The following is a 26143-nucleotide window of genomic DNA, read 5'->3' on the forward strand; positions in this document are numbered from 1 at the left end:
TTTCATTTGCCGCCGCCGGCAATCTGGTCGCCGTCGCGGGTAAGATAATAGGCTGCCAGGATCGGCAGGAAGGTGACAAGCACGACGACCATAGCGACGACGTTGGTCACGGGTCGCTGGCGCGGGCGAATGAGTTCCTCCAGCATCCAGATCGGCAGCGTCATTTGCTGGCCGCCGGTAAAGGTGGTGACGATGACTTCGTCGAAGGACAGCGCGAAGGCGAGCATGCCGCCGGCGAGCAGCGCCGTGCCTATATTCGGCAGGACGACATGGCGGAAGGTCTGGAAGCCATCGGCACCAAGATCCATCGACGCTTCGATGAGCGAGCCGGAGGTGCGACGGAAGCGAGCAACCGCGTTGTTATAGACCACGACAACGCAGAAGGTGGCATGGCCGAGAACGATCGTCCATACCGAGAAGGGGATATCGAACAGGCTGAAGGCGGAACGCAGCGCAATGCCGGTGATGATGCCAGGCAGCGCGATGGGCAGGATGACCAAGAGCGAGATCGCTTCGCGGCCGAAGAATTTCGTCTGGCTGACCGCGGCGGCGCAGAGCGTGCCGAGGATCAATGCAATGGCGGTTGCGATGGTCGCGACCTGCACCGACAGCGCCAGCGCCGACCAGACATCCGGCCTGTTCCAGGCGATGCCGAACCATTGCAGGGTCAGCCCCGGCGGCGGCCACTGATAGCTCTTCTCCTCTGTCGTGAAGGCGTAGACGAAGATCAGCAGGATCGGCAGGTGCAGGAAGAGGAGGCCGCCTGCGGCTGCGGCCTTCAGCGGAAATGAGGCGCGTTGGCCACGGTCAGAGCGCATCGAAAGCTCCCTGCTTTTTGGCGATCCAGAGATAGATGGCCATGATGACGATCGGCACGACTGAGAAGGCGGCGGCCAGCGGCACGTTGCCGGCGGTTCCCTGCTGCGTATAGACGGCCTGGCCGATGAAGAGGCGCGAGGAGCCGATGATCTGCGGGATGATGTAATCGCCAAGGGTCAGCGAGAAGGTGAAGATGGAGCCGGCGACAACACCGGGCAAAGCGAGCGGCAGCAGAACCGTGCGGAAGGTCTGGTTCGGCGTTGCGCCGAGATCCGAGGAGGCTTCCAGCAGGTTCGCCGGCACGCGCTCGAGGGCTGCCTGCGTCGGCAGGATCATATAGGGCAGCCAGATATAGACGAAGACGAGGAAGGTGCCGATGTAGCTGACCGAGAGCGAGTTGCCGCCGACGATGGGCAGGGCAAGCACGCCGTCGAGCAGCCAGCCGAGATGCAGCTTAGCGAAGATCCAGGTGAGGATGCCTTCCTTGGCGAGGATCAGTTTCCAGGCATAGACCTTGACGAGATAGCTCGACCAGAGCGGCAGCATGACGCCGAGATAGAACAGCGCCTTCCATTTCCCCTGCGCATAACGGGCCGCATAATAGGCGATTGGGAAAGCGACGAAGGCTGAGGCGAGCGTAACGAGGGCGGCCATAACGACCGTGCGCACGATGATATCGAAATTGGCCGAGTTCAGCAGCTGCGCATAGGTCGAGAGCGTGAATTCGTAGTTCACCATTCCCGAGAAGTCGTCGATCGAGAAGAAGCTCTGTAGCAGCAGCGCGATCAGCGAGCCGATATAGATGATACCGAGCCAGAGCAGCGGCGGCGTCAGCATCAGGAAGAGGAAGAGTTTCGGGCGGCGCCAGAAAAGATCCGATAGGCGGCCGAAGACGCCGCCGCGGCGCGGCAGGATCGAGGCCGGCGCCTGGCTCGACGCGGTGGGGAAGACGGCGGCGTTCATGCGGCGTCATCCATGTAATGAACATCCGCCGGCCGCCAGGCGAGGCGGACGGAAGCGCCGGCATCCGGAGCCGATAGACCGGCCGGTACCGTCACATGCAGACGGATGCCATTCGTCTCGACCGAGAGGCGGGTAGCGGCACCGAGGAAGCTCGTTGCTTTCACGGTGGCCGCCACGCCGCTCTCCTCAGTCAACCGGATGGCTTCGGGGCGCAGGCTTGCCCAGCGGCGTTCGCCGCCGAGCGATGACATGACTTCCGGGGCGATGACGTTGGAGGAGCCGACGAAATCGGCAACGAAGCGGGTTTTCGGCCGCTGATAGATATCGTGCGGCGTGCCTTGCTGCACGATGCGGCCGTCGTTGAAGACGGCGACGCGATCGGCCATGGATAGGGCCTCGCCCTGATCGTGGGTGACGAAGATGAAGGTGATGCCGAGCGCCCGCTGCAGGCTCTTCAGCTCTTCCTGCATCTGCTCGCGCAGTTTCAGGTCGAGCGCGCCAAGCGGCTCATCGAGCAGCAATACCTTCGGCTTGTTGACGAGCGCGCGGGCCAGCGCCACGCGCTGGCGCTGGCCACCGGAGAGCTGGCCGGGACGGCGCGCGCCATAGCCCGGCAGCTTCACCAGCTCCAGCGCCTGCTCGGCGGCTTTCAGCCGTTCGGCCTTGCCGACACCCTTGACCATCAGCCCATAGGCGACGTTGTCGAGGATGTTGAGATGCGGAAAGAGCGCATAATCCTGGAAGACCGTGTTGACGTTGCGCCTATAGGGTGGAACGCCTTCGGCGGTTTCGCCGAAGATCTCGATATGACCGCCTGTCGGTTGCTCGAAGCCGGCGATCAGCCTGAGGCACGTGGTCTTGCCGGAACCGGAAGGGCCGAGCATGGCGAAGAACTCGCCGGGCGCGATCTCCAGATCGACGCGGTCCACGGCGCGGACCTGGCCGAAATGACGCGACACCTGCTGGAAACGAACGGAGTTCATAGGTTTCTCCCCAAAATGGTTGTCTCTCGCGCCGGCCGGATGCGCCCGAGGCGCTTGGCGGAGACGTGCCTCCTTCTCCCCGCTGGGGAGAAGAGGAAGATCACCGGCCGCCGATCACGCCGATATAGTCGGAGACCCAGCGGTGATAGGGCACGCATTCGCTCTGCGTGCTGCATTTCGCGACGGGCGTCTTCCAGAACTTGATCTTGTCGAAGTGATCGTAGCCGTTGGTGGCGCAACCGCTGTCGGTCAAGAGTTCGTTACCCTTGCAAGCGGCTGGAACCGAGGGCACGGCGCCGAACCAGGCGGCAGCATCGCCCTGAACCTTGGCCTGCAGCGAGTGTTCCAGCCACATATAGGCGCAGTTCGGATGTTCGCTGTCGGCATGGAGCATGGTGGTATCGGCCCAGCCCGTCGCTCCCTCATCCGGGAAAGTGGAGGCGATCTTCCGCTTGTCGGCCTGCAGCAGGTTCACCTGGAACGGCCAGGAGCCGGAGGCGACGACGCCTTCGTTCTTGAAGTCGTCGGTCTGGATCATCGCGTCATGCCAGTAACGGCTGACGATCTTGCGCTGGCCGCGTAGCAGCTCAAGGGCGGCTTTGTATTGGTCTTCGTTGAGCTCGTAGGGGTCCTTGATGCCCAGCTCAGGCTTGTGCGCCATGAGATAGAGGGCAGCATCGGCAATATAGATCGGGCCGTCATAGGCCTGCACGCGGCCCTTGTTGGACTTACCGTCGGGCAGTGTCATCTCTTCGAAGACGACATTCCAGCTCTTCGGCGCCTGGTCTTTGAAGGCGTCGGTATTGTACATCAGCACGTTCGGCCCCCAGAGATAGGGCACGCCATAGTGAACGCCGTTGACGGTATGCCAGGGAGCATTCTTCAGGCGCTCGTCGAGGTTCTTCCAGCTCGGAATCAGATCGGTATTGATTGGCTGCACGCGCTTACCGGCAACGAGACGCAGCGATGCGTCACCAGAGGCCGTCACGAGGTCGAAGCCGCCTTCGTTCATCAGCGCAACCATTTCGTCCGATGTCGCTGCAGTCTTGACGCTGACCTTGCAGCCGGTTTCCTTTTCGAAGCCGGTAACCCAATCGTAATTCTTGTCGCTTTCGCCGCGCTCGATATAACCGGCCCATGCGACAATGCTCACCGCGCCTTCGCCCTTGCCGAGCGTCTTCAATGGTTCGGCGGCAATGACCTGCATGGCGAAACTTAAGCATGCGAGTGCAGCCGTGCATGATTTCAGCAGATGCTTCATCGGACTCTCCCGGTTTTTGAGCCTTGATATTGTGGAGCCAGTGGCTGGCTTTTTGTTCCCGGAAGAAAAGGTGACGCGATTTCGCCGTATTCGCAAATTCATTTATCAGAAAGGCGATATCGGAAATTCCGATTTCTAGCTATCCGCGGTTAAGGGATCGAAAACCTCGGGCCGCAGCTTTCCAGCCCGCATGAGGTGCTGCAGCGTGTAGGAAATGGAAAGGGCATCATCGAGCGCATCATGGCCCTGAAGCGGTGGGTGCTGCACGTCATAGTAATTGGCAAGCTTGTTGCTCGGCGTCCTGGCCAGATCTTTGGCCGGCATTCCCGCCGCAAGCAACAGCTTGACGGCATTGTCGAAGCGATGCGCGGGGATCAAGGGCTGGATACCGGCGACGTAACAGCTGATTGCCATCATATTCAGCTCGTCCTTGCCCCAGGACCAGAAGCGAGCACCGCCTGAGAAGCGATCCAGGCCGGCAATGACGTCCCGCAGAGCCATTCCTTCCGCCTCGATGTTCTCTTCGGTCACACCCGTCAATGCGGTGAAGAACGGATCGAGCGCATATTGTTTGCCAAACCGATCGACCGGACGAACATAGGCTTTGTGGCTGTCCAGGATCGGGAAATCACCTTCGAGGCTAAGTTTGACGGCCCCGATTTGCGCGACGACTGGATCAGGATCATGGGCGGCACACCAGAACCGGCGTTGCGATCCTTCGAGGCAAAGGAACTCACAGTCGAATATGATTACGGTCGTCATGCCGGATCTCCATTTGCAGCAATCTTCGATTGTATTCCACTCTGCCACGTCGGAAGAATGCTGCCTACTACCGCTGCCGGCCCGAGCGCATGCTTTCTGCAACGCCGACGAAATCGCGGGCTGCTTGGGGGAGGCTGGATCCCTTACGCCAGACCATGCCGACCTGGACCACAGGCAGCGATCCCGACACGTCGCGGCTCTCGATGCGGTCGCCTTCCAGCGACCAGGGACGATAGACGAGATCCGGCAGTAGTGCGACCCCGGCGCCGGTGGCAACCAGGCTACGCACTGCCTCGACGGAGCGCGTGCGGAAGGCGACATGCGGGCGGGCGCCGAGCGCACTCAAAAGCTTGCCGGTGTTTTCCTCGATTTCGTCGATGGTCAGCATGATCAGCGGCTCACGGGTGATGTCGGCGACGCTGATGATATCGGCCGAGACCAGGGGATGACCCATTGGCAGCCAAAGGCGATAGGGCGAGGTCTCCAAAATCTCCGCCTGCAGGGCCATGCGGTCGCGAAGGTTGGAGATGACCATGACGGCGACGTCGAGTTCCCCGCCCACCAGAAGATGTTCCAGATAGCCGCCATTGTCCTCGATGGCGCTGACCTCGACCCCGGGGCAGGCGCGACGATAGCGCGCCAGAAGATCAGATAGGACATAGCCGGCAACGAGCGATGTCACGCCGATATTCAGCGTGCCGCCGGCCTCGTTCTGTTTGCCGGAAAAGCTGGTGCGAGCATCGGAGACTGTTGCCAGGATCTTCGTCGCATGGCGCAGGAATTGGTGACCGTTATGGGTGATCGATAGGCCGCGCGGATGGCGTTCGAACAGCTCGACGCCGAGGTCGCTTTCCAGCTCCTTGAGCGCTTCGGTCACAGAGGATTGCGAGATGGACAGGTTCTGCGCGGCGCGCGTCACGGAGCCCTGTTCCGCCACGGCGACGAAGTATTGTAGCTGTCTCAGGGTGAAGGCCATGCTCCGGTTAGAGCATGTGCGCGCTGAGAAAGGCAAGTGCTCGTCATAGCTGTGAAAGCCTGGACCTTTTTTGGTAACGATGTCGAAGACGATGCAAGTTTTACCTCGGTTTTAAGTATTCCGAAACGCCAGTTCCCTAACGTGAGGGTTGATCATTTTTATCGCCTTGGAGTGGTCTATGAGGGAGCAGTTGGCGTGAGCGCCTTACTGCACATCTTCCGGGTACCCCGGAAACTTGTCGTCCTGATCGGCGGAGCGGCCCTTCTCGTAGGGTCCTCCGGCGTTTTTGCGCTTTATGTCGGCAAGGACAGACTGCTCGGTCTTGTATCTGCGTCCCCCGACGGGCTCCAGTGCACCGACGTCAATCTCATCACTATCCGTAAGGACAACCGTTTCTGGGTTCGCAAATATATTCGCACCGAACCGACCGATGGGCTAACGCGGGTCAGAACCGCGCTCCGCGTTGCTAAGGCCGTCTATCAGGAACAGAAGCCTGATCTCGTTCAGGTTGTGGTTCTTGACAAAAACGGGCCAACGTTGCGTTCCGACCTGCGTGGCCGGGCTCTAGGTGCCGATGTCGTCTATGTGGCCCATCCCGACCGGGTGGTCGATGGTAGTTCCGAAGCACCACTGACGGCGCGCTATTACGATGGTGGCGCCAGCAACGCCGGCTTGTTCTACGGCGAGCAGATTACCATGCTGCCGCAGGATATCGATGCGGCGATTGCTGGATTGAAGAATCTGTCCGACTGCGACAATGCGCTGGCAGCGGACAATGGTGGCGACGCCAAGAAGGACAAGATGAAGGCGGCGATCGCTGCGGAAGAGAAGACGGCCGCAAAGCAGGCAAAAAGCCACGATGCCAAGCCGCCACTGCCGGAGCCGAAATCGACCGGCAATGTGCAGCCGGGCTACGATATAAACGGCGAGTTCATCGGCGCCGATGTCGGTCCCAAAGACAAGAGCCCACCGCCGGGATTGGACCCGACCATGACGGGTGCAGCCGACCGCCGCTCGCCCGTCACCAACTGACCAAAAACGGATTTGCGCTATCTGGCGGAAAGGCTGATGCCTCATTCCGCCAGATGTTTCTTGCCGATAGCCTGGTAAAGCGCGAAGAGCGCCTCGTGGACTTCGCCGGCAAGACGATAGAAGTCCGGATCCGCCAAGATGGTGGGGTGCTGCAGCAGCTGGTCGTCGGTCATGTCGAGCATGATCGACGCCGTGTGCATCGCCTCGTGGCAGCCGAACGTTCCCGGTGCATATTGCGAGAGATCGATGTCGCCGAGCTCTGCAAGATCAGCCAGCCGCTGATGCTCGCTGTCGGAATCTGCGGCTGAAATCTCTTTATCCGTCATGGTTCGCACCTTTGCTATTCGGGCGAGGCTGTCTCAATCGGCCTTGTTGCGGCGGGCTGGGAAAAGGATGATGTCGCGGATTGACGGCGAGTTGGTCAACAGCATGATGAGGCGATCCACACCGATGCCGAGACCGCCCGCCGGCGGCATGCCCTGATCGATCGCGTCGAGGAATTCCTCGTCGAGTTCCTTTTGCTTCTCGCCGCGCGCATGCGCTTGCTCGAGCTGCTCGACCATGCGGGCGCGCTGTTCTTCCGGATCGTTGAGCTCCGAGAAGGCGTTGCCGAGTTCCCAGGCGTTGCAATAGGTCTCGAAGCGTTCGACAAGGCGCGGCTCACCCGGCACTTCCTTGGCGAAGGGCGAGATGTCCTTCGGGAAATGCGTGACGTGCGCCGGCTGGATCAGCGTGCCTTCGACCTTCTCTTCGAAGATAAAGGCAAGGCATTCGCCCCAGGTCGCATCCTTCTCGACGGCAAAGCCGGCGGCCTTGGACGCGGCGCGGGCTTCTTCGTCGGTCTTGATCGCGAGGAAATCGATACCGGTCGCTTCCTTGACAGCGTCGGGCATCGGCACGTGGCGGAACGGGCCCTTGAAGGAAATCTGCTTGTCTCCGAAGGCGAATTCGGTACTGTCGTGGATCGACATGGCAAGCGTCGAGAACAGCCGCTCGACAAGATCCATCATGTCCTCGTAGTCGGCATAGGCCCAATAGCACTCCATCATGGTGAATTCTGGATTGTGCCGGGTGGAGACACCTTCGTTGCGGAAGTTGCGGTTGATCTCGAAGACCTTGTCGGTGAGACCGGAAACCAGCGTGCGCTTCAGGAAGAGTTCCGGCGCGATGCGGAGGTACATGTCGAGCTTCAGCGTGTTGTGATGCGTCTTGAACGGCTCGGCGGTGGCGCCGCCATAGACCGATTGCAGCATCGGCGTCTCGACTTCCATGAAGCCGTCATCTTCCATGAAACGGCGGATGCCCGAGACGATGCGGCTGCGCTGCTGGAAGCGGAGCTTCGATTCCTCGTTGGTCATGATGTCGAGATGGCGCTTGCGATAGCGCAGCTCGATATCGGACAGGCCGTGCCACTTTTCCGGCATCGGCAGCAGCGACTTGGTCAGCATGGTGATCTGCTGGGCATTGATCGTCAGCTCGCCGCGCTTGGTGCGGCGCACGACGCCGGTGACGCCGATGATGTCGCCGATATCGATCATCGGCAGCAGGGAGCGGGCCTCTTCCGAGGTCACGTCCTTGTGGCTGAAGATCTGGATCTTGCCGGACGCGTCGTGGATATCCATGAACATGCCGGAGTTGCGCGAGGAATAGACGCGGCCGGCAACGGTAACGACATCGCCGGTTTCGGTATCCGGCTCGAGGTCTTCGTATTTCGCAGCGAGTTCGGCATTGGTCATGCTCCGGTGGAAATGCGCCGGATAGACGTCGCCGATCTGTTCGCGCAGCAGCTTCAGCTTCTGGCGGCGAACTTCCGTTGCGTCGGAGGAGAGGGCGGATGCTTCGGTCTTGTCGTTCATGGTTTTAAAGTCCGGTTCAGTTCTTCGGGCCGACGAGGGTCGCAACGGTCTGCGCGGCCAGTTTCAGCCGCTGGCGAACGACGGAGCGGCCGAGGATCGCCATGCTATCGAAAAGCGGCAGCGAGCGCGAGGAACCCGATACGGCGACGAAAAGCGGGGCTACGATGACCTTCAGCTTCTTGCCCATGCGGTCGGCGATGGCGCGCAGCTCGGCTTCGATCGTCTCGACATTCCATTCGAGGATCTTTTCGAGATCAGGCTGTACCGTGTTCAGGATCTCAAGCAATTCCTCGGGCGTCGACTTGATCTTGGCGAAGGCTGAGGGATCGAGGTTGAGGTCGGACTTGAACAGGAAGCCTGTGAGGTCGGGCAGTTCGCCAAGCTTGGTGATGCGCGACTGCGACAGCTTCAGGCCTTCCTTCAGGCGGTCGTTTTCCATCGCCCAAGTCAGCACCCGATGCTGGAACTCTTCTTCCGACAGCTTCTCGCGGATCCAGCGGCCGTTCAGCCAATCGAGCTTCTGGATGTCGAAGATGGCGCCGGCCTTGGACAGGTTTTCCGGATCGAACTTTTCGGCAAGTTCGTCCATGGTCAAAAGCTCTTCGCCTTCGGCGATCTGGATGAAGAACAGGCCGAGGAAGTTCATCAGCGCTTCAGGGATATAGCCGAGCGCCGTGTAATAAGAGATCGAGGTCGGGTTCTTGCGCTTCGACAGTTTCGACTTGTCGGCATTGCGCATCAGCGACAGGTGCATGAACACCGGCGGCTCCCAGCCGAGATACTGATAGATCAGAATGTGCTTCGGCACCGAGGCGAGCCACTCCTCGCCGCGCGCGACGTGGGTGATCTTCATTAGATGGTCGTCGACGACGTTGGCCATATGATAGGTCGGCATGCCGTCGGCCTTGAGCAGGACCTGCATGTCGACGGCATCCCACGGGATTTCGACATCGCCGTAAACGCCGTCATGGAACTTGCAGGAGCCTTCGGTCGGGATCTTCATGCGCACGACATGCGGCTCGCCGGCTGCGACGCGTGAGGTCACTTCTTCGGCCGAGAGGTTTAGACAGTGGCCGTCGTATTTCGGCGGCAGGCCGGCGGCGCGCTGCGCTTCGCGCATCTTTTCCAGGCGCTCCGGCGTGCAGAAGCAGCGGAAGCCGTGACCGTTTGTAACGATCTGCTCGACATAGGGCTTGTAGAGGTCCTTGCGGTCGCTCTGGCGATAGGGGCCGTAAGGGCCGCCGATATCGGGACCTTCGGACCATTTCAGGCCGCACCATTTCAGGGCGTCGAGCACCTTGGTCTCGAATTCCGGAGTGGAGCGGGTCGCGTCGGTATCCTCGATGCGCAAGATGAACTCGCCGCCGTTTTTCTTGGCGAAGAGATAGTTGAACAGCGCGATATAAGCGGTGCCGACATGCGGCTCGCCGGTGGGAGAGGGTGCGATGCGGACGCGAACGCCTGAAGTGGTCATCTTGTTTGCCCGTCATAAAAGGCCGGGCCGCGCTTGGGACAAGCGCCGTCCAGCCGAAAATGTCTATCTGGATCAGGAAACCGGCCGGAAAAGGGCGTCTTGCCGCTTCTATCAGCGTTTTCCGTATGGCTGGCCTTAGGCCATATTCAGGGGATGGCGTCAAGGGAAACTGCGCCGCAAGAGCGGGTGATGATGCTAAGGAGGCTGTGCTGCATCGAAAAGGGCCGACCTTCCAATTTCGCCAAGCGTCTTTACTCTTCGTAAGTGTTTCAGAAGAAAAGCCTTACGCTTGCCGAATTTGATTTGCAATTTTCGCGGCAGTGGCGAAATAGGTTTTCAATCGTTCATTCCGGGGATACCATGAAAAAACTGATTTTGAGTTTGCTATTGACGGTCTCGATGGTCGATGCCGCTGCTGCCCAATCCACCATCACGCGCGATAAATCAGCGAAACTGATCGAATCCTATCGCGCCTATATCGGCAACGACGATCTTTACAATTCCAAAGGCGAGCGCCTGACGGCGCCCTGGCAGATCATCCGTCAGGACCGTGCGAACTATCACGTTTATCGCCGCCGAGACCGTGGCGATCAGGGCGATAGCTTCTTCTCGCAGGCTTCCAATCGCCAAAATTTGGAAGCCATGCTGGCCAATGGCAATATCGCAAACGATGCCGGAAATCTCATCGTCCGCGGCAATGTCTGGATCAAGGTCGATATTTACGGGCACGGCGATGTCGGCCAGTGGGTCGACATCCACGTTCAGGATTGATCGATGTGATGAAGCCGCACCTCGTCATCGATGCGGCTTTCTCGGTCAATGACCGCCGGATGCCCTTTTCCGACGGTTCCGCGCTATCATGTTGAGCACTTCGACCAGGGCGGAGAAGGCCATGGCGGCATAGATGTAGCCCTTGGGAACATGCACGCCCATGCCTTCGGCGATCAGCGTCGTGCCGATCATCAGCAGGAAGGCGAGCGCCAGCATGACGATGCTCGGGTTCTTCTCGATGAAATTGGCGAGCGGGTTGGCGGCGACCAGCATGACCGTGACGGCGACGATGACGGCGACGAACATGATCGCCAGGTGCGGCGTCATGCCGACGGCGGTGATGATGCTGTCGATCGAGAAGACCAGGTCGAGTAGCAGGATCTGACCGATCGCCGAGGCGAAGGTCGTGGTGTTCGACTTGGCGATGAAATCCTCGCCCTGCTCCTGCGGATCGACATTATGATGGATCTCTTTCGTCGCTTTCCAGACGAGGAAGAGGCCGCCGCCAATGAGGATCATGTCCTTCCAGGAGAAGCCCTGGCCGAAGATTTCGAAGACCGGCTGCGTGAGCTGAACGATCCAGGCGACGGTTCCGAGCAGTGCGAGGCGCATGATAAGGGCGAGGCCGATGCCGATCTTGCGGGCTCTGTCACGATGCTCCGGCGGCAGCTTGTTGGTGAGGATCGAGATGAAGATCAGGTTGTCGATGCCGAGGACCACCTCCATGACGACAAGCGTGACGAGCGCCACCCACGCTCCCGGGTCCTGTATTAGCCCCACAATATCCATTGACGATGCCCCCTTTATCAGCATTCGCCGATGCTGGCCCCCAGCCCGGCCTCTTCAGAATGGCCGTAATGTAAGGAGTGTCATGGTTCGTACAAGCGGCGCCGCCAATTTCGTGGCGGCGGCCTTGTTTCCACGGCTCTGTTCCCAGGCTTGGTTTTTAGGCTTTCAGGGGTATCCAGATTTCCGTCACGCCCATGCCGGTGCGCGGATCGAAGCGGTCGTCATAGCGCTCCATCATGTCGGGGGTGCCGGCATGCTGTTGACCCGATTGCGGCAGCCATTCGCCGAAGATCTGATGCACCGTCGCGGAAATGCCGGAAATATGGCCGCGATGTGTGAAGATCGCATAGCGCTGCTGCGGCAGTTTCATCGTCACAAAGTCTTCGGGCAGGCCGTCGGGGGCGGAAACTTCGGCTGCCGACATATAGCGGAAGCTTTCGCTGCCTTCTTCCGCCTGGGTACAGACGCCATAGGCGACGTTGCCTATCTGGCCGGATATATGGCCGAAATATTGGTTGAATTTCTGCCAGAGCGAGGGGATGGCCTCTGTCGCCTCATAGGCATAGGTTTCCGCGAGGCCGGCAAGCAGCATTGCGGGATGGGTCTCGAAGCGCGGTGCCTCAAGCTTGGGAAGGCGGGTGTCGTCCATTCTGATCGGCTCCTGTAGAGCGAGGTTACGAACGTGTCCTTGTTTGCGCAGGCTTTCCGGCGTCATGCCGAATTGCTCGCGGAAGGCACGGGTGAAAGCCTCATGCGAGCCGTAGCCCGCATCGAGGGCAACCTGGAGAATGGAGGATGAGCCGTCAGCCAGTGCGACAGCCGCTTCGCTGAGGCGACGGTTCCGGATATAGCCGCTGATCGAGTGGCCCGTCGTCATGCCGAAGACACGCGATAGATGAAAACGCGACAGCCCGGCCGTCTCGGCGATCTCGTCGAGGGAGATGTCGGATTTAAAATGGCTTTCGATAAACCATATCGCTCTGCCGATCGCGCTCATTTCAACTCCCCTGGTTGCCGGACCACTCATAGGCTGCCGACAGAAGCGATGCTTGATCGCCATTGCGGAGTTGGATCACTGCATGCTCGCGTAAGACAGGGGAGGCCTGTTCATGCTAATCCCTGCGATCCGGACCGTAGCCGGCCAGGAAAACCCGCACAGCGCCGCGCACGACATAGTCGATCTCTTCCTTCGACGGCGGTTCTTCCATGTCGCCGAAGAGCCGCAGCTTGAAATAGCCGCCGCTGGCCATTTCCAGGAAGTGGCGGGCAGCCATGTCGAAATCGTCAATTTTGAGATGGCCTGCGGCAACCTGCCGCTCGAGGAAGCCGCGCAGCACCGTGCGCAGATTTTCGGGGCCGGTGAAGAAGCGTTGACAGAGCGAAGGCATGCGTTCGCGCACACCGATGACCGTGCGCATGGCGCTTATGGTCTTTTCCGAGGTGACGTGCGTGACGAAGACGATGCCAAAATCATACAGCGAGGTCGTGACATCCGCTTCGTCTGAAAGAGCATTGCGCACAAGGTTGACGAAATGGGTACGCTCGCTCTCCATCATGGCGGCGAACAGATCTTCCTTGTTGGCGAAATAGACGTAGAGGGTGCCCTTGGAAACGCCCGCCTCGCGGGTGACATCGTTCATGCTCGCCGCATCGAAGCCCATTTTCATAAAGACACGCTTGGCGCCTTCGAGAATCTGATGACGCTTGGCAGGGTCCTCGCCGGCTGCCCAGCGTCCACCGGAACCCGGCGCGGGTGCGTTCAGCACAGCGGCATTTTGGGATTCGTGTTTCATAGGCTCTTTCACTGTCTCCTTTACGCGATACTCGATCATTTTTTTTGAATCTTAAACAGATTCGCAAAATAAATCGAACCGCTCAGTTCGATATCTCTTGATATGGCGTGAGAAAGGCTCTATGTCAATTGAACCGAACCGTTCGGTTCGATTATTTTGCCAGATTTCGGTGGTAGGAAATGTCGTCAAGTCATGGAAACAATGTAGCGCGTATCGTGAACGAGCCCGCTGATGCGGAAGTAGAAGCCCGGGAGACCGGTGTGCCTACCGAGGCTCCAGTGGCTGAAACGCGCAGCAATCCTGCTCCCGCCCAGGCTGCGCCCGCTGCTCCGGCCCCTGCGGCCCCACCGCCATCGGAGAAGAAGCGGCGCAGCCTGGTTTTTCCAATCCTCATCGTCGCGGCTCTCGGAGCCGGCGGTTGGTATGGCTATGACTGGTGGACGAACGGCCGTTTCATGGTCTCGACCGACGACGCCTATATCGGCGGCGATATCGCTACGATCTCGCCAAAGGTAACCGGCTATGTGGCTAAGGTAAACGTCGTTGCCAACCAGCAGGTCAAGGCTGGCGACGTGCTCGCGACGCTCGACGACGGCGACTACAAACTGGCGCTCGGCCAGGCGCAGGCCTCGCTCGATACAGAAGAGCTCTCACTCCATACCATCGATGCACAGATCGCTGCCGGCCAGGCAGCCCTTGCCCAGTCGCAGGCGCAGAAGGTTGCCCTGGAAGCCACGGTCCGCGGCGCCCAGATCACCCAGACGCGCGCTGCTGAACTGCAATCGAAGTCGGTCGGCACCACGGCCGCTTTGGACAGCGCCAATATCGCGCTGGATCAGGCCAAGGCCAATCTGGTCGGCGGCGACGCCGCTATCGCATCCGCACAGGCCAACATCAACCTGCTGCAGGCGCAGCGCCGCCAAGCCGAAAGCACGATCAAGGGTCTCGAAGCCGCGCGCGACAAGGCCGCTCGCGACCTGTCCTTTACCGTGCTGAAGGCTCCGTATGACGGCATCGTCGGCAATCGCTCGGTGCAGGAAGGCGATCTCGTCTCCCCCGGTCAGAAGCTGATGGCGATCGTACCGACCAAGCAGCTCTATATCGACGCGAATTTCAAGGAAACGCAGATCCAGCATCTGGTTCCCGGCTCCAAGGTCAATGTTCACGTCGATGCTTTCAGCGATCATCCGATCGTCGGCACCGTCGAGTCGATCTCGCCGGCTTCCGGTTCGGTCTTTTCGTTGCTGCCGCCGGAAAACGCGACGGGTAACTTCACCAAGATTATTCAGCGTGTTCCTGTCCGCATCGCATTGCCGCAGGATGCGCTCAATACCGGCCGTCTGCGCGCTGGCCTTAGCGTCGTCGTCGACGTCGATACCCGCACGGCGCCGGACAAGTAAAAAACGATCGAGCTCGGGAGAGACGCATCATGTCGTCCGCCAGCACTACAGCCGGGTCGCCCCCACGCGCGGCCGCCCCCGCCGCGCCCGCGGTTGATCATATCGAGCCGAGAAAGCTCATCGCCTTTCTGGCGATGGTGCTCGGCATGTTCATGTCGATCCTCGACATTCAGATCGTCTCGGCATCGCTCAGCGAAATACAGGCCGGCCTCAGCGCCGGCTCGGATGAAATCGGCTGGGTGCAGACGGCCTATCTGATCGCCGAAGTCATCATGATCCCGCTGTCGGGAACGCTGGCGCGCATCATCTCCACGCGCTATCTCTTCGCGATTTCAGCGGCCGGCTTTACCATATCGAGCGCACTTGCCGCGACCGCCACCAATATCGATCAGATGATCATCTACCGCGCCCTGCAGGGCTTCATCGGCGGCGGCATGATCCCCTCGGTGTTCGCGGCGGCATTCACGATTTTTCCGCCGTCCAAGCGCAACGTCGTCTCGCCGATCATCGGCCTGATCGCGACGCTTGCGCCGACCATCGGCCCGACCGTCGGCGGCTATCTGTCCAACGCCTTCTCCTGGCATTGGTTGTTCCTGGTCAACATTCCACCCGGTATCATTGTTGCCATCGTCACCTGGAATTTCATCGACTTCGACAAGCCCGAGCTGTCGCTTTTCAAGAAGTTCGACTGGTGGGGTCTGATCTCGATGGGTGTTTTCCTTGGCGCGCTCGAATATGTGCTCGAGGAAGGCAATACGAATGACTGGTTCAATGACAATTATATCGTAGCCGGTGCCATCGCGTCCGCTATCGGCGCCGTGATTTTCTTCTATCGCGCCTTTACGGTCGATTTTCCCGTCGTCGATCTGAGGGCCTTTACGAACAAGAACTTCTCCTTCGGGTCGATATTCTCCTTCGTCATGGGCATCGGTCTCTACGGCCTCACCTATATCTATCCGCTCTATCTCGCGCGTATTCGCGGCTACGATTCGCTGCAGATCGGCGAGACGATGTTCGTCTCCGGTCTTACTATGTTCTTCACGGCGCCGCTGGCCGGCTTCCTGTCGAGCAAGGTCGACCTGCGTATCCTGATGATCATCGGCTTCACCAGTTTCTCGGCCGGCACCTACATCATGATGCACCTGACGGTGGACTGGGATTTCTGGGAGTTGCTCATCCCGCAGATCCTGCGCGGTTTCGGTCTGATGCTCTGCATGGTGCCGATCAACAATATCGCGCTCGGAACCATGCCGCCTGCGCGCATGCGCGGCGCGTCCGGCCTGTTCAATCTGACGCGTAATCTCGGCGGTGCCGTCGGTCTCGCGATCATCAACACGCTTCTGACGAACAGGCAGGATCAGCATTATTTCAATCTCCGCGACCATGTTCATTGGGGCAGCCATGCCGCCGTTACACAATTGAACAACATGGCCGCCAGCTTCAATGCAGCGGGCTTGGACGGTGATCAGGCCGCCCTGAAGCAAATGGTCAATATGGCGACGCGGCAGGCGGTCGTGATGTCATTCGGGGATATTTTCCTGATGCTGACCGTGCTGTTTCTCGCGATGATCCTCGGCGTTCTGATGCTCAGCAAGCCGAACGCAGCGGGCGGCGGCGGAGGCCACTGATCCGGCTCTTGATAATGCTCCCAAGGCATGGCCCCTCCTCGCGAGGGGCCTTTTTTGTTTGAGGTCGTTTGGAAAAATTCACCGGCCCGAAATTTTTGATTTACGTACATCAAAAATCGCAGTAAGGGTTTCCGCAGGAGGAACCCATGAGACCGACCGTGCATGACATCGCCGCTGCTGCGGGCGTCAGCCTCGCTACGGTGGACCGAGTCCTGAACCAGCGGCCAGGCGTGCGGCTGGTGACACGGGAGAAGGTGGAAGCCGCTATCCGGCAAATTGGCTATATCCGCGATGTCGCTGCTGCCAATCTGGCCAAGAGCCGTGTCTATCCTCTCGTTTTCATCGTGCCAACGGGGGATAATTCCTTCATGCATGGGCTGCGATTCGAAGTGCATCAGGCAACCTTGCGGGCCAGCATAGAGCGCACGGACATCCGCATCGTCGAGGTGCCACCATTCGATGTGCCGGCGCTGGTCACGGCACTGGACGCCTTGCAGGGGCAGGATATCGCCGGCGTCGCCCTCGTGGCGACCGATGCGCCGGAAGTGCGGGCCGCCGTCGACCGTCTCGTATCGGAGCGTATTCCCGTCATTACGCTGGTCTCGGACCTTACCGATTCCATGCGCCATCACTATGCGGGTATCGACAATATTGCCGCCGGGCGGACGGCCGCGCGGCTGCTCGGGCGCTTTCTTGGCGGGCGTGAAGGCGATCTCACCGTTCTCGCTGGCTCGATGCTGGTGCGCGACCATCGCGAGCGCCTACAGGGCTTTTCCGCCGTGATGGCAGAAGAGTTTCCCAAGCTGCGGCTGCTGCCTGTGCTGGAAGGACGTGACGATCCCGAACAGGCCCGATCGCTTGTTTCAAAGGCGCTCTCCGCAAATAAGAATATCATCGGCATCTACAGCCTCGGTGCCGGCAACCGTGGTCTGATTGCGGCCCTGAAAGCCGTGCGGCCCGAGCGTGAGCTGACGGTGGTCGTGCATGAACTGACGCAGCATACCAGGGCGGCGCTGTTGGACGGCACGCTCGATGCCGTCCTCAATCAGGATGCCGGCCATGAAGTCCGCAGCGCCATCCGCGTCATGAAGGCGACGGCCGACGGCCAGGCTGTCATCGCCGATCAGGAGCGCATTCGTCTCGACATTTTCTTGAAGGATAATCTGCCCTGAGCATTCGAACGCGGCAGAGCATAGGGAGTAATATCTGATGTATTTGGGTCTCGATCTCGGAACGTCCGGCGTCAAAGCGATGCTGATAGACGGTAATCAGAAGATCATCGGTTCCGCCAATGGCGGGCTCGATGTGTCGCGCCCGCATCCCGGCTGGTCCGAGCAGGAGCCGGCCCATTGGATCCGCGCGACGGAAGAAGCAGTTGCCGGGCTGAAAGCGGCGCATCCGAAGGAGCTGGCGGCCGCGCGCGGCATCGGCCTTTCCGGCCAGATGCATGGCGCGACGCTGCTCGATGCCGATGACAAGGTGCTGCGGCCCTGCATCCTCTGGAACGATACCCGTAGCTACCAGGAGGCCGCCGCGCTCGATGCCGACCCGCGCTTTCGGGCATTGACCGGCAATATCGTCTTCCCTGGATTCACCGCGCCGAAGCTCGCATGGGTGGCCAAGCACGAGCCTGACATTTTCGCCAGAGTGCGTTGGGTGCTGCTGCCGAAGGATTATCTGCGCCTGTGGCTGACCGGCGAGCACATGTCGGAAATGTCCGACTCGGCCGGCACGTCCTGGCTCGATACCGGTAAGCGCAAATGGTCTTCCGAGCTGCTGGCTGCCACCAATCTCGATGAGAAGCAGATGCCGACGCTGGTCGAAGGCACGGAAGTTGCCGGCAAGTTGCGCGGCGAGTTGGCCTCGAAATGGGGTATCGGCGGCGATGTCGTCGTTGCCGGTGGGGCAGGGGACAATGCGGCCTCCGCCTGCGGCATGGGTACGGTGAGCCACGGCGCTGCCTTCGTTTCGCTCGGGACGTCTGGCGTGCTCTTTGCTGCCAACGGCTCCTATCTGCCGAAGCCGGAAAGCGCCGTACATGCTTTCTGCCACGCGCTGCCGAACACCTGGCATCAGATGGGCGTCATCCTCTCGGCAACCGATGCACTGAACTGGCATTCGCATGTGACGGGCAAATCCGCTGCCGAACTCACCACGGAGCTTGGCGAGACGCTGAAGGCGCCGACCAGCGTCACCTTCCTTCCCTACCTCTCGGGTGAGCGCACACCGCACAATGACGCTACCATCCGCGGCGCCTTCATCGGTCTCGGCCATGAAAGCGGCCGCGCCGTGCTGACGCAAGCCGTGCTCGAAGGCGTGGCCTTCGCCATCCGCGACAATCTGGAAGCGCTGCGCTCGGCCGGCACGGATATCGCACGTGTGACCGCCATCGGTGGCGGCTCGCGTTCGCGCTACTGGCTGGCCTCGATCGCGACTGCGCTCGGCGTACCGGTCGACCTGCCGGCGGACGGCGATTTCGGCGCCGCCTTTGGTGCCGCACGCCTCGGTCTGATTGCCGCTACCGGCGCCGACCCTGTCGCGGTCTGCACACCGCCACAGACGGCCGGTACGATCGATCCGGTTGGGTCGCTGACGGATGCTTATGCGGATGCCTACAAGCGTTATCGGGCGGTTTATCCAGCGATCAAGCCGCTGTCGGCGCATTGAAGCAGCGTGGAGGGCTAGCCCCTCATTCGCCCTTCTGAGCTTGTCGAAGGGTGGGCACCTTCCCCCCGTTTTGACGGGGAGAAGGGGATGGCGGCAACTGTTGCCCGTCCTAACGCTTTGCTCGGCGAGGATACAGAGGTCGTCCCCTCTCTCCGCGAACGGGGAGAGGCTAGGGTGAGGGGCAGAGCTGCATGAAACGAACAACACTACCGAAACACCAACCAAGGAGATGAGATATGAGCACCGGATTTTTTGGTGACATAAGCAAGGTAAAATACGAAGGCCCGGACAGCACCAATCCGCTGGCCTTCCGTTATTACAACAAGGACGAGGTCGTTGCCGGCAAGCGCATGGAAGACCATCTGCGTTTCGCCGTGGCCTACTGGCACACCTTCACCTGGCCGGGCGGCGATCCCTTCGGCGGTCAGACCTTCCTTCGCCCCTGGTTCCATGAAACCATGGAAGCCGCCAAGCTGAAGGCTGACGTCGCCTTCGAATTCTTCACCCTGCTTGGTGCTCCCTATTATTGCTTCCACGATGCCGACGTGCGTCCGGAAGGCAAGAATTTCGCCGAGAACACCAAGAACCTCAACGAAATCGTCGACTATTTTGCCAAGAAGCAGGCCGATACCGGCGTAAAGCTACTCTGGGGCACGGCAAACCTTTTCTCCAATCGCCGCTTCATGTCGGGTGCCGCGACCAATCCGGATCCGGATGTCTTCGCTTTCTCGGCTGCGACAGTGAAGACCTGCCTGGACGCCACCCATAAGCTCGGCGGCGAAAACTATGTTCTCTGGGGCGGCCGCGAAGGCTATGAGACGCTGCTCAACACCGACCTGAAGCGTGAGCTGGACCAGTTGGGCCGCTTCCTCAACCTCGTCGTCGAATACAAGCACAAGATTGGCTTCAAGGGCACGATCCTGATCGAACCGAAGCCACAGGAGCCGACCAAGCACCAGTATGACTACGACGTTGCCACGGTTTACGGCTTCCTCAAGAAGTACGGCCTCGAAAACGAAGTGAAGGTCAATATCGAGCAGGGCCATGCGATCCTTGCCGGCCATTCCTTCGAGCACGAACTGGCGCTTGCCAATGCGCTCGGCATTTTCGGCTCGATCGACATGAACCGCAACGACTACCAGTCCGGCTGGGATACCGACCAGTTCCCGAACAACGTTCCGGAAATGACGCTGGCCTATTACCAGGTTCTGGCAGGCGGCGGCTTCAAGACCGGCGGCACGAACTTCGACGCCAAGCTGCGCCGTCAGTCGCTCGATCCGGAAGATCTGCTCATCGGCCACATCGGCGGCATGGATTGCTGCGCTCGCGGCCTGAAGGCTGCTGCCAAGATGATCGAAGACAAGGCACTCTCCAAGCCGCTCGCCGATCGTTATGCCGGCTGGGATTCGGCGGAAGGCCAGAAGCTGCTGCGCGGCGAATATTCGCTCGACCAGATCGCTCAGTGGGTCGAGACCAAGGACGTCAACCCGCAGCCGAAGTCCGGCAAGCAGGAACTGCTCGAAAACATCGTCAATCGCTACGTTTGATCGATGCGTCCGGGAGGCGACCTTCATCGCCTCCCGGATTATCGCCGGAAGGCACGGCTGGAAATGGCTATAGGATTCCCTGAGGGGTCCTTGGCATTGGCGAAGACATAGCCGTCGGCCTGGTGCAGGGGGCCGAACTCCAGCCCCTCTTTGGCACACCTAGCCCGGAAAGCTTCGACATGTTCGACGTCGAAGACCAGCTTTACCAGCACCTGGCCCATTTTCTGCGCCTTACCCGCCGGATGGATCATCAGATTGGCACCGCCATCCTGCGCGAGCAGCTCAACAATCCGATCGCCCTCCAGCCGGAGTGGCTTGAACCCGAAATGCTTTTCGTAAAAGCTGACCGTCGCTTCGACATCGCGGACATAGAGGGTGATCCTTCCGAGCGGCATCGTTGCGTCTGCCTAGCGTCGATTGCGCGGCGGAGCTCCGACCGAGTTCCGCACGATCAGATCCGGCCGCAGCAGGATCTCCGTCTCGGCCGGCTCGCCATCCGAAAGCAGTCCCAGCAGAAGCGCCATCGCATGCTTGCCGATGGCGGTGCGGGGTTGCCGGATGGTGGTCAGCGACGGCGTCATGAAGACGGCTTGCGGCACGTCGTCGAAGCCGGTCACCGAAAAATCCTCGGGGATATCATAGCCGCGCGTTTTCAGGCCGATCATCACGCCGATCGCGGTCTGGTCGTTGACGCACATGAAGGCCGTTGGCAGCGTGTCCCGCATGAACAGCTGCTCGACCGCGAGCCGGCCGCTCTCGATGGTGCCGTCGCCATCCAAGACGATGCGCATATCTTGTCCGATGCCGGCCGCATCCAGCCCAGCCTCGTAGCCCATGCGCCGCCTGCTGTAGGCGAGGCGAGTGCGGGAATCGCCGATGAAGGCGATCTTGCGATGGCCCTCGGCGATCAACAGGTCTACGGCCTTGCGCGCCCCGGCGATATCGTCGACGCCGACATAGGGGATGCCGCCGTTGAAGACCGGTTCGAAGACACCGACGCTCGGCGGCAACCGCGCTGTCATCGTCTGATGTCCGAAGGGCAGGATGCCGGTGAAGAGGATCAATCCCGCCGCCTGGTTGGAGTTCAGAAATTTCAGATATTCCAGGCCGCGCTGGGCATCGTTCTGCGTGTGGCCGATCAGGATGCCGTAGCCGTGCGAACGCGCCTCGTTTTCCAGGCCGATCAGAATATTCGAGAAATTGGGATCACCAATATCGGGCGCCACGACGAGAATCATGTTCGAGCGGCCGAGTCTCAGGCTGCGCGCCATGGCGTTGGTGGTATAACCGGTAACGGCGATAGCCTGATTGACTTTCAGCCGCGTCGAGTTGGCGACTTTCTCCGGAGTGTGGATGGCCCGCGAAACCGTTGCTATCGAAACATTGGCAATTCGGGCGACGTCTTCGATAGTTGCGGGCGTGGAATTCGACACTGCGCTCTGCCTTGGGTCTCGTCTCGGGCTGGAGACTACACAGACTTACGTGGAGGTCAAAGGTAACCGCGAAATTTTGTACGATATCCAATGATGTAAACCTTTACACGATGTATGTAAAGGTTTACATAGCGTGGAAAGCGGGTGGGACCGCAGGGAGGATTCAATGAGTTCGGAAGCCGTCGACGGTACGGTCGTGCTGTCTGCGAGAGGGATTTCCAAGTCCTTTAACGGCGTGCAGGTGCTGTTCAGCGTCAACTTCGATCTTCGGGCCGGTGAAATCCATGCGCTCATGGGTGAAAACGGTGCCGGCAAGTCGACGCTCGTCAAGGTTCTGTCCGGCTTCGAACAGCCGACATCGGGTGAAATCCTCCTCGACGGCAAGCCGGTGAAGCTGCCGCCGAACGGCGCCGCGGAGGCGCTCGGCATCGTCATCATTCACCAGGAATTCAATCTTGCGGAGCATCTGACCGTTACCGAGAGCCTGTTTCTCGGCCGCGAAGTCACGCGTTTCGGCGTGCTCGATCGCAAGCTCATGCGTGCCGAAACGCGGCGCGTGCTCGACCTTCTGGGATCGCATGTCGACGAGAACGCCATCATCAGCACACTCTCCATTGCCGACAAGCAGATGGTGGAGATCGCCAAGGCGATCAGCCGCGATGCGCGCATCGTCTTCATGGACGAGCCGACTGCCGTTTTGTCGCGGGAAGAAACCAATTTCCTGTTCAAGCAGGTGCGCAAGCTGCGCGATCAGGGAACGAGCTTCGTCTTCGTCTCCCATAAGCTCGATGAGGTCATGGAGCTGACGGATCGGGTCACGGTACTGCGCGACGGCCAATGGGTGAAGACCTCGTCGACCTCGCTGCTCGATGGCGAATCGATCGCCCAACTGATGGTCGGGCGCGAGCTTTCCAGCCTTTATCCGGCCAAGAACGAGCCCGATGTCGACGAGAAGGTGGTGCTCAGCATTGCCTCGGTTTCGACCGGCTATGTCCACGATGCAAGCTTCGAGCTGCGCAAGGGCGAGATATTGGGCTTCTCCGGGATGATCGGCTCGGGCCGCACCGAATTGATGGAGGCGATCGTCGGTCTGCGGGCGCGTACATCCGGCGAGGTCGTTGCCAACGGCCAGACCGTGCCCCCGCATGACGTGCATGCGGCCATCGATGCCGGCCTTGCCTATATGACCAAGGACCGCAAATCGAAGGGTCTGCTGCTGAACTCGGGCATGGTCGTCAATCTGACCCTGCAGTCGCTCGACCGGCACGGCAAGTTCGGCTATCTGAGTGCCTCAAGCGAAGCCGATGCGCTGACGCGGGCGCGCCGCCGCTTCGACATCCGGGTGAGGGACGGAAATATCGTTGCCGGTCGCATGTCCGGCGGCAACCAGCAGAAGCTGCTTCTTGCGAAGATCATGGAGACCGAGCCGCAGATCATCATCATCGACGAGCCGACGCGCGGCATCGATGTGGGGACGAAGCAGCAGATCTATCATTTCATTTCTGCGCTGGCACGCGACGGCCATTCGATCATCGTGATCTCTTCGGAAATGCCAGAGGTTATCGGGCTTTGCACGCGGGTTGCAGTGATGCGCGAGGGCCGGATCGTCGGCGTGCTCGAAGGCGAAGAGATCACCGAGCAGGAAATCATGCGTTATGCGGCGGGCCTGAAGAAAAAGACGGCTGCCTGAAAGGGCGGCGTAGCAGGGCGAATTCCCAGCAATCATGGGACGGGAGGTTGGTTTTGGTTATGAGCGTGGGTGAAGACAGCAGCGGCAAGACAGGCCGGCGGGGACGTTCCTGGCGGGATGTCGATCTTAGGGCGGTTGCACCGTTTGCGGCGCTGGTGCTGCTTCTGATCGTGGGCGCACTGGTCAACCCGAACTTCATCGGCATTACCAATCTCACCAATGTCGCGACAAGATGCGCCTTCATCGCCATCATCGCGGTCGGGGCGACCTTCGTCATTTCGGCCGGCGATCTTGATCTGTCCGTCGGCGCGATGGTCGCCTTCGTCGCCAGCCTGATGATCCTGTTCATGAATTCGGGCGTCATTGCCGACCCGGCCACGATGCTGGCGGCGGCCGTGTTGTTTTCGGTCGTTGCCGGCCTGCTGTGCGGCCTTGCCAACGGGCTGATTACGACCGTGGGCAAGATCGAGCCGTTCATCGCGACGCTCGGCACGATGGGCGTCTACCGCGGCTTGACGACCTGGCTGTCGCAGGGTGGCGCGATCACCCTGCGGCCTCCAGCTATTCAGGCGCTCTACAAGCCTGCTTATTATGGCACGGTGCTCGGCGTGCCGGTGCCGATCGTGGTCATTCTCGTCGTTACCGGCATTGCGGCCTTCATTCTCTACCGCACCCGCTACGGGCGGCATGTGATCGCCGTCGGCTCCAATCGCGACGTGGCGCGTTATTCAGGCGTGGCGGTCAATCGCGTGCGCACCGTCGCCTTCGTCATCCAGGGTCTTTGCGTGGCGGTCGCTGTGCTTCTCTATGTACCGCGGCTCGGCTCGACCTCGGCGACGACGGGCAGCCTGTGGGAATTGCAGGCAATTACCGCCGTCGTCGTCGGCGGCACGGCGCTGAAGGGCGGAGCGGGCAGGGTATGGGGCACGATCTGCGGCGCCTTCATTCTCGAGCTCGTCGGCAACATCATGCTGCTTTCCAATTTCATCAGCGAGTATCTGCTCAGTGCCATCCAGGGCGCGATTATCATCATCGCCATGCTGGTTCAGCGCTCGCTTGCTCGCAAATAGCCAATAACCGGGTCAGGGGGCGCCCGGTCATCAGGAGAAAGCCCTGTTTCTTTGTGGGAGGATAGAATGCGCAAAAGATTATTGGGCGTGGCCGTCGTGCTGGCGGCTCTGGCCGGCACGGTACATGCCGAGGACAAGAAAGTGACGATCGGTGTTTCCATTCCCGCGGCCGACCACGGCTGGACCTCGGGCGTGGTCTTCCATGCCGAGCGCGTCGCCAAGCTCTTGATGGCGGAACATCCGGGGCTGAACGTCATCGTCAAGACCTCGCCTGACGCGGCGAGCCAGGCCAATGCGGTGCAGGATCTGGAAACTCAAGGCATCGACGCTCTCGTGATCCTGCCGTCGGATCCGGATCCGCTTGTCAACGCCATCAAGGAAGTCAAGGACAAGGGCAAGTTCGTGGCGCTCGTCGACCGTGCGCCCAGCAACAACGACAATTCCGTCCGTGACCTCTATGTCGCGGGCAACAATCCGGCGCTTGGCCAGGTCGCTGGCGAATACATCAAGAAGAACACGCCGGATGCACAGGTCGTCGTCATCCGCGGCCTGCCGATCCCGATCGACCAGCAGCGCCAGGACGGTTTCGACAAGGGCATTGCCGGCTCGAACGTCAAGGTTCTCGACCGCCAATATGGCAACTGGAATCGCGACGACGCCTTCAAGGTCATGCAGGATTACCTGACCAAATTCCCGAAGATCGATGTGGTCTGGTGCCAGGATGACGACATGGCTGTCGGCGTGCTGCAGGCAATCGAGCAGGCCAAGCGCACCGATATCAAGTATATCATCGCCGGCGCTGGCTCGAAGGACATGATCAAGAAGGTCATGGATGGCGACAAGCTGATCCCGGTCGACGTGCTCTATCCGCCGGCAATGGTTGGCACAGCCATGGAACTGACGGCTGCCAACTTCTACGATCAGGTTCCGGTTCGCGGCAACTACATCCTGGATGCGACGCTCGTCACTAAGGACAATGCCAAGGACTTCTACTTCCCCGATTCACCGTTCTGATCGGTTATTCGTTGATTTTGCGAGGCGCCCGCCAGTTTCGGCGGGCGCTTTTTTCGATGTTTCATCATTCTCGTTTGCGGGAGGATGGAAATTTTGCGGCACGTACCTCTTGCCGTCTGCGGCGTGCCGTGATTAGGTCGCAGGGCATTCGACTTTCAGCCCGACGACCCTATAGTTTTTGGAGGCTACGGCACCTCAGCCGCCTCGGATATGGG

24 protein-coding genes are annotated in these 26143 nt (G+C 60.2%); 10 read left to right on the forward strand and 14 right to left on the reverse strand.

Annotation, left to right across the window (positions count from 1 at the left end):
* Nucleotides 1-2: 2 nt before the first annotated feature.
* The 6 genes from ACYJRZ_RS21475 to ACYJRZ_RS21500 form a co-directional block, all read right to left on the reverse strand.
* Nucleotides 3-818, reverse strand: a complete 816-nt coding sequence (locus ACYJRZ_RS21475; RefSeq protein ID WP_459462342.1) for an ABC transporter permease — start codon at nt 816-818, stop codon at nt 3-5.
* The gene (locus ACYJRZ_RS21480) at nt 808-1782 is read right to left on the reverse strand and encodes an ABC transporter permease (RefSeq protein ID WP_459462344.1); all 975 of its coding nucleotides are present in this window, start codon (nt 1780-1782) and stop codon (nt 808-810) included. Before ACYJRZ_RS21480 ends, ACYJRZ_RS21475 begins: the two co-directional genes overlap by 11 nt.
* Nucleotides 1779-2765 carry an ABC transporter ATP-binding protein gene (locus tag ACYJRZ_RS21485; protein WP_459462346.1) on the reverse strand — a complete coding sequence of 329 codons (987 nt, stop codon included), beginning with the start codon at nt 2763-2765 and terminating at the stop codon, nt 1779-1781. The genes ACYJRZ_RS21480 and ACYJRZ_RS21485 overlap by 4 nt, the downstream gene beginning before the upstream one ends.
* Nucleotides 2766-2865: 100 nt before the next feature.
* The gene (locus tag ACYJRZ_RS21490; RefSeq protein WP_459462348.1) at nt 2866-4026 is read right to left on the reverse strand and encodes an ABC transporter substrate-binding protein; all 1161 of its coding nucleotides are present in this window, start codon (nt 4024-4026) and stop codon (nt 2866-2868) included.
* Between the two features lie 135 nt (nt 4027-4161).
* Nucleotides 4162-4788 carry a 3'-5' exonuclease gene (locus ACYJRZ_RS21495; protein WP_459462350.1) on the reverse strand — a complete coding sequence of 209 codons (627 nt, stop codon included), beginning with the start codon at nt 4786-4788 and terminating at the stop codon, nt 4162-4164.
* A gap of 67 nt (nt 4789-4855) precedes the next feature.
* Nucleotides 4856-5764 carry a LysR family transcriptional regulator gene (locus ACYJRZ_RS21500; RefSeq protein ID WP_168812612.1) on the reverse strand — a complete coding sequence of 303 codons (909 nt, stop codon included), beginning with the start codon at nt 5762-5764 and terminating at the stop codon, nt 4856-4858.
* A 195-nt stretch (nt 5765-5959) separates the two neighbouring features.
* On the opposite strand from ACYJRZ_RS21500, the gene ACYJRZ_RS21505 reads away from it, so the two are divergent.
* Nucleotides 5960-6796, forward strand: a complete 837-nt coding sequence (locus ACYJRZ_RS21505; RefSeq protein WP_459462352.1) for a hypothetical protein — start codon at nt 5960-5962, stop codon at nt 6794-6796.
* Between the two features lie 41 nt (nt 6797-6837).
* Here the strand turns inward: ACYJRZ_RS21505 and ACYJRZ_RS21510 are convergent, their stop codons facing one another.
* From ACYJRZ_RS21510 to gltX, 3 genes are read right to left on the reverse strand one after another with little or no spacing between them, the layout of a single operon-like run.
* Complete coding sequence (locus ACYJRZ_RS21510; RefSeq protein WP_459462354.1) at nt 6838-7122, reverse strand: hypothetical protein; 285 nt, start codon at nt 7120-7122, stop codon at nt 6838-6840.
* Nucleotides 7123-7155: 33 nt separating this feature from the next.
* Entirely contained in the window at nt 7156-8652 is a 1497-nt protein-coding gene (lysS, locus tag ACYJRZ_RS21515; protein WP_459462356.1) for a lysine--tRNA ligase, read from the reverse strand.
* A 16-nt stretch (nt 8653-8668) separates the two neighbouring features.
* Nucleotides 8669-10126, reverse strand: coding sequence for a glutamate--tRNA ligase (gltX, locus tag ACYJRZ_RS21520; protein ID WP_459462358.1), 1458 nt, complete (start codon nt 10124-10126; stop codon nt 8669-8671).
* A gap of 360 nt (nt 10127-10486) precedes the next feature.
* Between gltX and ACYJRZ_RS21525 the strand changes: the two genes are divergently transcribed.
* Complete coding sequence (locus ACYJRZ_RS21525) at nt 10487-10897, forward strand: hypothetical protein (protein ID WP_459462360.1); 411 nt, start codon at nt 10487-10489, stop codon at nt 10895-10897.
* 45 nt (nt 10898-10942) lie between these two features.
* Here ACYJRZ_RS21525 and ACYJRZ_RS21530 read toward each other — a convergent pair whose 3' ends face one another.
* The 3 genes from ACYJRZ_RS21530 to ACYJRZ_RS21540 form a co-directional block, all read right to left on the reverse strand.
* Nucleotides 10943-11686, reverse strand: coding sequence for a TerC family protein (locus ACYJRZ_RS21530; protein WP_459462362.1), 744 nt, complete (start codon nt 11684-11686; stop codon nt 10943-10945).
* Nucleotides 11687-11843: 157 nt separating this feature from the next.
* Nucleotides 11844-12683, reverse strand: a complete 840-nt coding sequence (locus ACYJRZ_RS21535; RefSeq protein WP_459462364.1) for a GyrI-like domain-containing protein — start codon at nt 12681-12683, stop codon at nt 11844-11846.
* A 115-nt stretch (nt 12684-12798) separates the two neighbouring features.
* Nucleotides 12799-13479 (reverse strand): TetR/AcrR family transcriptional regulator, encoded by a 681-nt coding sequence (locus ACYJRZ_RS21540; RefSeq protein WP_459462366.1) that lies wholly within the window; start codon nt 13477-13479, stop codon nt 12799-12801.
* A 179-nt stretch (nt 13480-13658) separates the two neighbouring features.
* Here ACYJRZ_RS21540 and ACYJRZ_RS21545 point away from each other — a divergent pair, with 179 nt between their 5' ends.
* The 5 genes from ACYJRZ_RS21545 to xylA all read left to right on the forward strand — a co-directional run bounded on the left by ACYJRZ_RS21545 (nt 13659) and on the right by xylA (nt 20721).
* A complete protein-coding gene (locus tag ACYJRZ_RS21545) occupies nt 13659-14879 on the forward strand; it encodes an HlyD family secretion protein (RefSeq protein WP_459462368.1) in 1221 nt (406 codons plus the stop codon).
* 29 nt (nt 14880-14908) lie between these two features.
* On the forward strand, nt 14909-16507 hold the full coding sequence (locus tag ACYJRZ_RS21550; RefSeq protein ID WP_459462370.1) for a DHA2 family efflux MFS transporter permease subunit: 1599 nt from the start codon (nt 14909-14911) through the stop codon (nt 16505-16507).
* A gap of 146 nt (nt 16508-16653) precedes the next feature.
* Entirely contained in the window at nt 16654-17679 is a 1026-nt protein-coding gene (locus ACYJRZ_RS21555) for a LacI family DNA-binding transcriptional regulator (protein WP_459462372.1), read from the forward strand.
* Between the two features lie 37 nt (nt 17680-17716).
* Nucleotides 17717-19174, forward strand: a complete 1458-nt coding sequence (gene xylB, locus ACYJRZ_RS21560; protein WP_459462374.1) for a xylulokinase — start codon at nt 17717-17719, stop codon at nt 19172-19174.
* Between the two features lie 236 nt (nt 19175-19410).
* Nucleotides 19411-20721 carry a xylose isomerase gene (gene xylA, locus ACYJRZ_RS21565; protein WP_459462376.1) on the forward strand — a complete coding sequence of 437 codons (1311 nt, stop codon included), beginning with the start codon at nt 19411-19413 and terminating at the stop codon, nt 20719-20721.
* A 38-nt stretch (nt 20722-20759) separates the two neighbouring features.
* On the opposite strand, the gene ACYJRZ_RS21570 is transcribed toward xylA, so the two are convergent.
* On the reverse strand, nt 20760-21116 hold the full coding sequence (locus ACYJRZ_RS21570; protein ID WP_459462378.1) for a VOC family protein: 357 nt from the start codon (nt 21114-21116) through the stop codon (nt 20760-20762).
* A 12-nt stretch (nt 21117-21128) separates the two neighbouring features.
* Nucleotides 21129-22154, reverse strand: coding sequence for a LacI family DNA-binding transcriptional regulator (locus ACYJRZ_RS21575; protein WP_459462380.1), 1026 nt, complete (start codon nt 22152-22154; stop codon nt 21129-21131).
* A gap of 166 nt (nt 22155-22320) precedes the next feature.
* Here ACYJRZ_RS21575 and ACYJRZ_RS21580 point away from each other — a divergent pair, with 166 nt between their 5' ends.
* The 3 genes from ACYJRZ_RS21580 to ACYJRZ_RS21590 all read left to right on the forward strand — a co-directional run bounded on the left by ACYJRZ_RS21580 (nt 22321) and on the right by ACYJRZ_RS21590 (nt 25928).
* The gene (locus ACYJRZ_RS21580; protein WP_459462382.1) at nt 22321-23844 is read left to right on the forward strand and encodes a sugar ABC transporter ATP-binding protein; all 1524 of its coding nucleotides are present in this window, start codon (nt 22321-22323) and stop codon (nt 23842-23844) included.
* A gap of 59 nt (nt 23845-23903) precedes the next feature.
* Nucleotides 23904-24914 (forward strand): ABC transporter permease, encoded by a 1011-nt coding sequence (locus ACYJRZ_RS21585; protein WP_459462384.1) that lies wholly within the window; start codon nt 23904-23906, stop codon nt 24912-24914.
* Between the two features lie 66 nt (nt 24915-24980).
* Nucleotides 24981-25928: a substrate-binding domain-containing protein gene (locus tag ACYJRZ_RS21590; protein WP_459462386.1), complete on the forward strand. Its 948-nt coding sequence runs from the start codon at nt 24981-24983 to the stop codon at nt 25926-25928.
* The last annotated feature ends 215 nt before the right edge of the window (nt 25929-26143 follow it).

Source organism: Rhizobium sp. No.120 (assembly GCF_054558365.1).

Excerpts from the sequence above, each read along its gene's own strand:
- ACYJRZ_RS21570 (WP_459462378.1), bottom strand. The coding sequence starts at position 21,116 with ATGCCGCTCGGAAGGATCACCCTCTATGTCCGCGATGTCGAAGCGACG.
- ACYJRZ_RS21585 (WP_459462384.1), top strand. The coding sequence starts at position 23,904 with ATGAGCGTGGGTGAAGACAGCAGCGGCAAGACAGGCCGGCGGGGACGT.
- ACYJRZ_RS21485 (WP_459462346.1), bottom strand. The coding sequence starts at position 2,765 with ATGAACTCCGTTCGTTTCCAGCAGGTGTCGCGTCATTTCGGCCAGGTC.
- ACYJRZ_RS21510 (WP_459462354.1), bottom strand. The coding sequence starts at position 7,122 with ATGACGGATAAAGAGATTTCAGCCGCAGATTCCGACAGCGAGCATCAG.
- ACYJRZ_RS21525 (WP_459462360.1), top strand. The coding sequence starts at position 10,487 with ATGAAAAAACTGATTTTGAGTTTGCTATTGACGGTCTCGATGGTCGAT.
- ACYJRZ_RS21550 (WP_459462370.1), top strand. The coding sequence starts at position 14,909 with ATGTCGTCCGCCAGCACTACAGCCGGGTCGCCCCCACGCGCGGCCGCC.
- xylA (WP_459462376.1), top strand. The coding sequence starts at position 19,411 with ATGAGCACCGGATTTTTTGGTGACATAAGCAAGGTAAAATACGAAGGC.
- ACYJRZ_RS21500 (WP_168812612.1), bottom strand. The coding sequence starts at position 5,764 with ATGGCCTTCACCCTGAGACAGCTACAATACTTCGTCGCCGTGGCGGAA.
- ACYJRZ_RS21590 (WP_459462386.1), top strand. The coding sequence starts at position 24,981 with ATGCGCAAAAGATTATTGGGCGTGGCCGTCGTGCTGGCGGCTCTGGCC.
- ACYJRZ_RS21535 (WP_459462364.1), bottom strand. The coding sequence starts at position 12,683 with ATGAGCGCGATCGGCAGAGCGATATGGTTTATCGAAAGCCATTTTAAA.
- ACYJRZ_RS21490 (WP_459462348.1), bottom strand. The coding sequence starts at position 4,026 with ATGAAGCATCTGCTGAAATCATGCACGGCTGCACTCGCATGCTTAAGT.
- ACYJRZ_RS21495 (WP_459462350.1), bottom strand. The coding sequence starts at position 4,788 with ATGACGACCGTAATCATATTCGACTGTGAGTTCCTTTGCCTCGAAGGA.
- ACYJRZ_RS21480 (WP_459462344.1), bottom strand. The coding sequence starts at position 1,782 with ATGAACGCCGCCGTCTTCCCCACCGCGTCGAGCCAGGCGCCGGCCTCG.
- ACYJRZ_RS21475 (WP_459462342.1), bottom strand. The coding sequence starts at position 818 with ATGCGCTCTGACCGTGGCCAACGCGCCTCATTTCCGCTGAAGGCCGCA.
- gltX (WP_459462358.1), bottom strand. The coding sequence starts at position 10,126 with ATGACCACTTCAGGCGTTCGCGTCCGCATCGCACCCTCTCCCACCGGC.
- ACYJRZ_RS21540 (WP_459462366.1), bottom strand. The coding sequence starts at position 13,479 with ATGAAACACGAATCCCAAAATGCCGCTGTGCTGAACGCACCCGCGCCG.
- ACYJRZ_RS21545 (WP_459462368.1), top strand. The coding sequence starts at position 13,659 with ATGTCGTCAAGTCATGGAAACAATGTAGCGCGTATCGTGAACGAGCCC.
- lysS (WP_459462356.1), bottom strand. The coding sequence starts at position 8,652 with ATGAACGACAAGACCGAAGCATCCGCCCTCTCCTCCGACGCAACGGAA.
- xylB (WP_459462374.1), top strand. The coding sequence starts at position 17,717 with ATGTATTTGGGTCTCGATCTCGGAACGTCCGGCGTCAAAGCGATGCTG.
- ACYJRZ_RS21555 (WP_459462372.1), top strand. The coding sequence starts at position 16,654 with ATGAGACCGACCGTGCATGACATCGCCGCTGCTGCGGGCGTCAGCCTC.
- ACYJRZ_RS21530 (WP_459462362.1), bottom strand. The coding sequence starts at position 11,686 with ATGGATATTGTGGGGCTAATACAGGACCCGGGAGCGTGGGTGGCGCTC.
- ACYJRZ_RS21580 (WP_459462382.1), top strand. The coding sequence starts at position 22,321 with ATGAGTTCGGAAGCCGTCGACGGTACGGTCGTGCTGTCTGCGAGAGGG.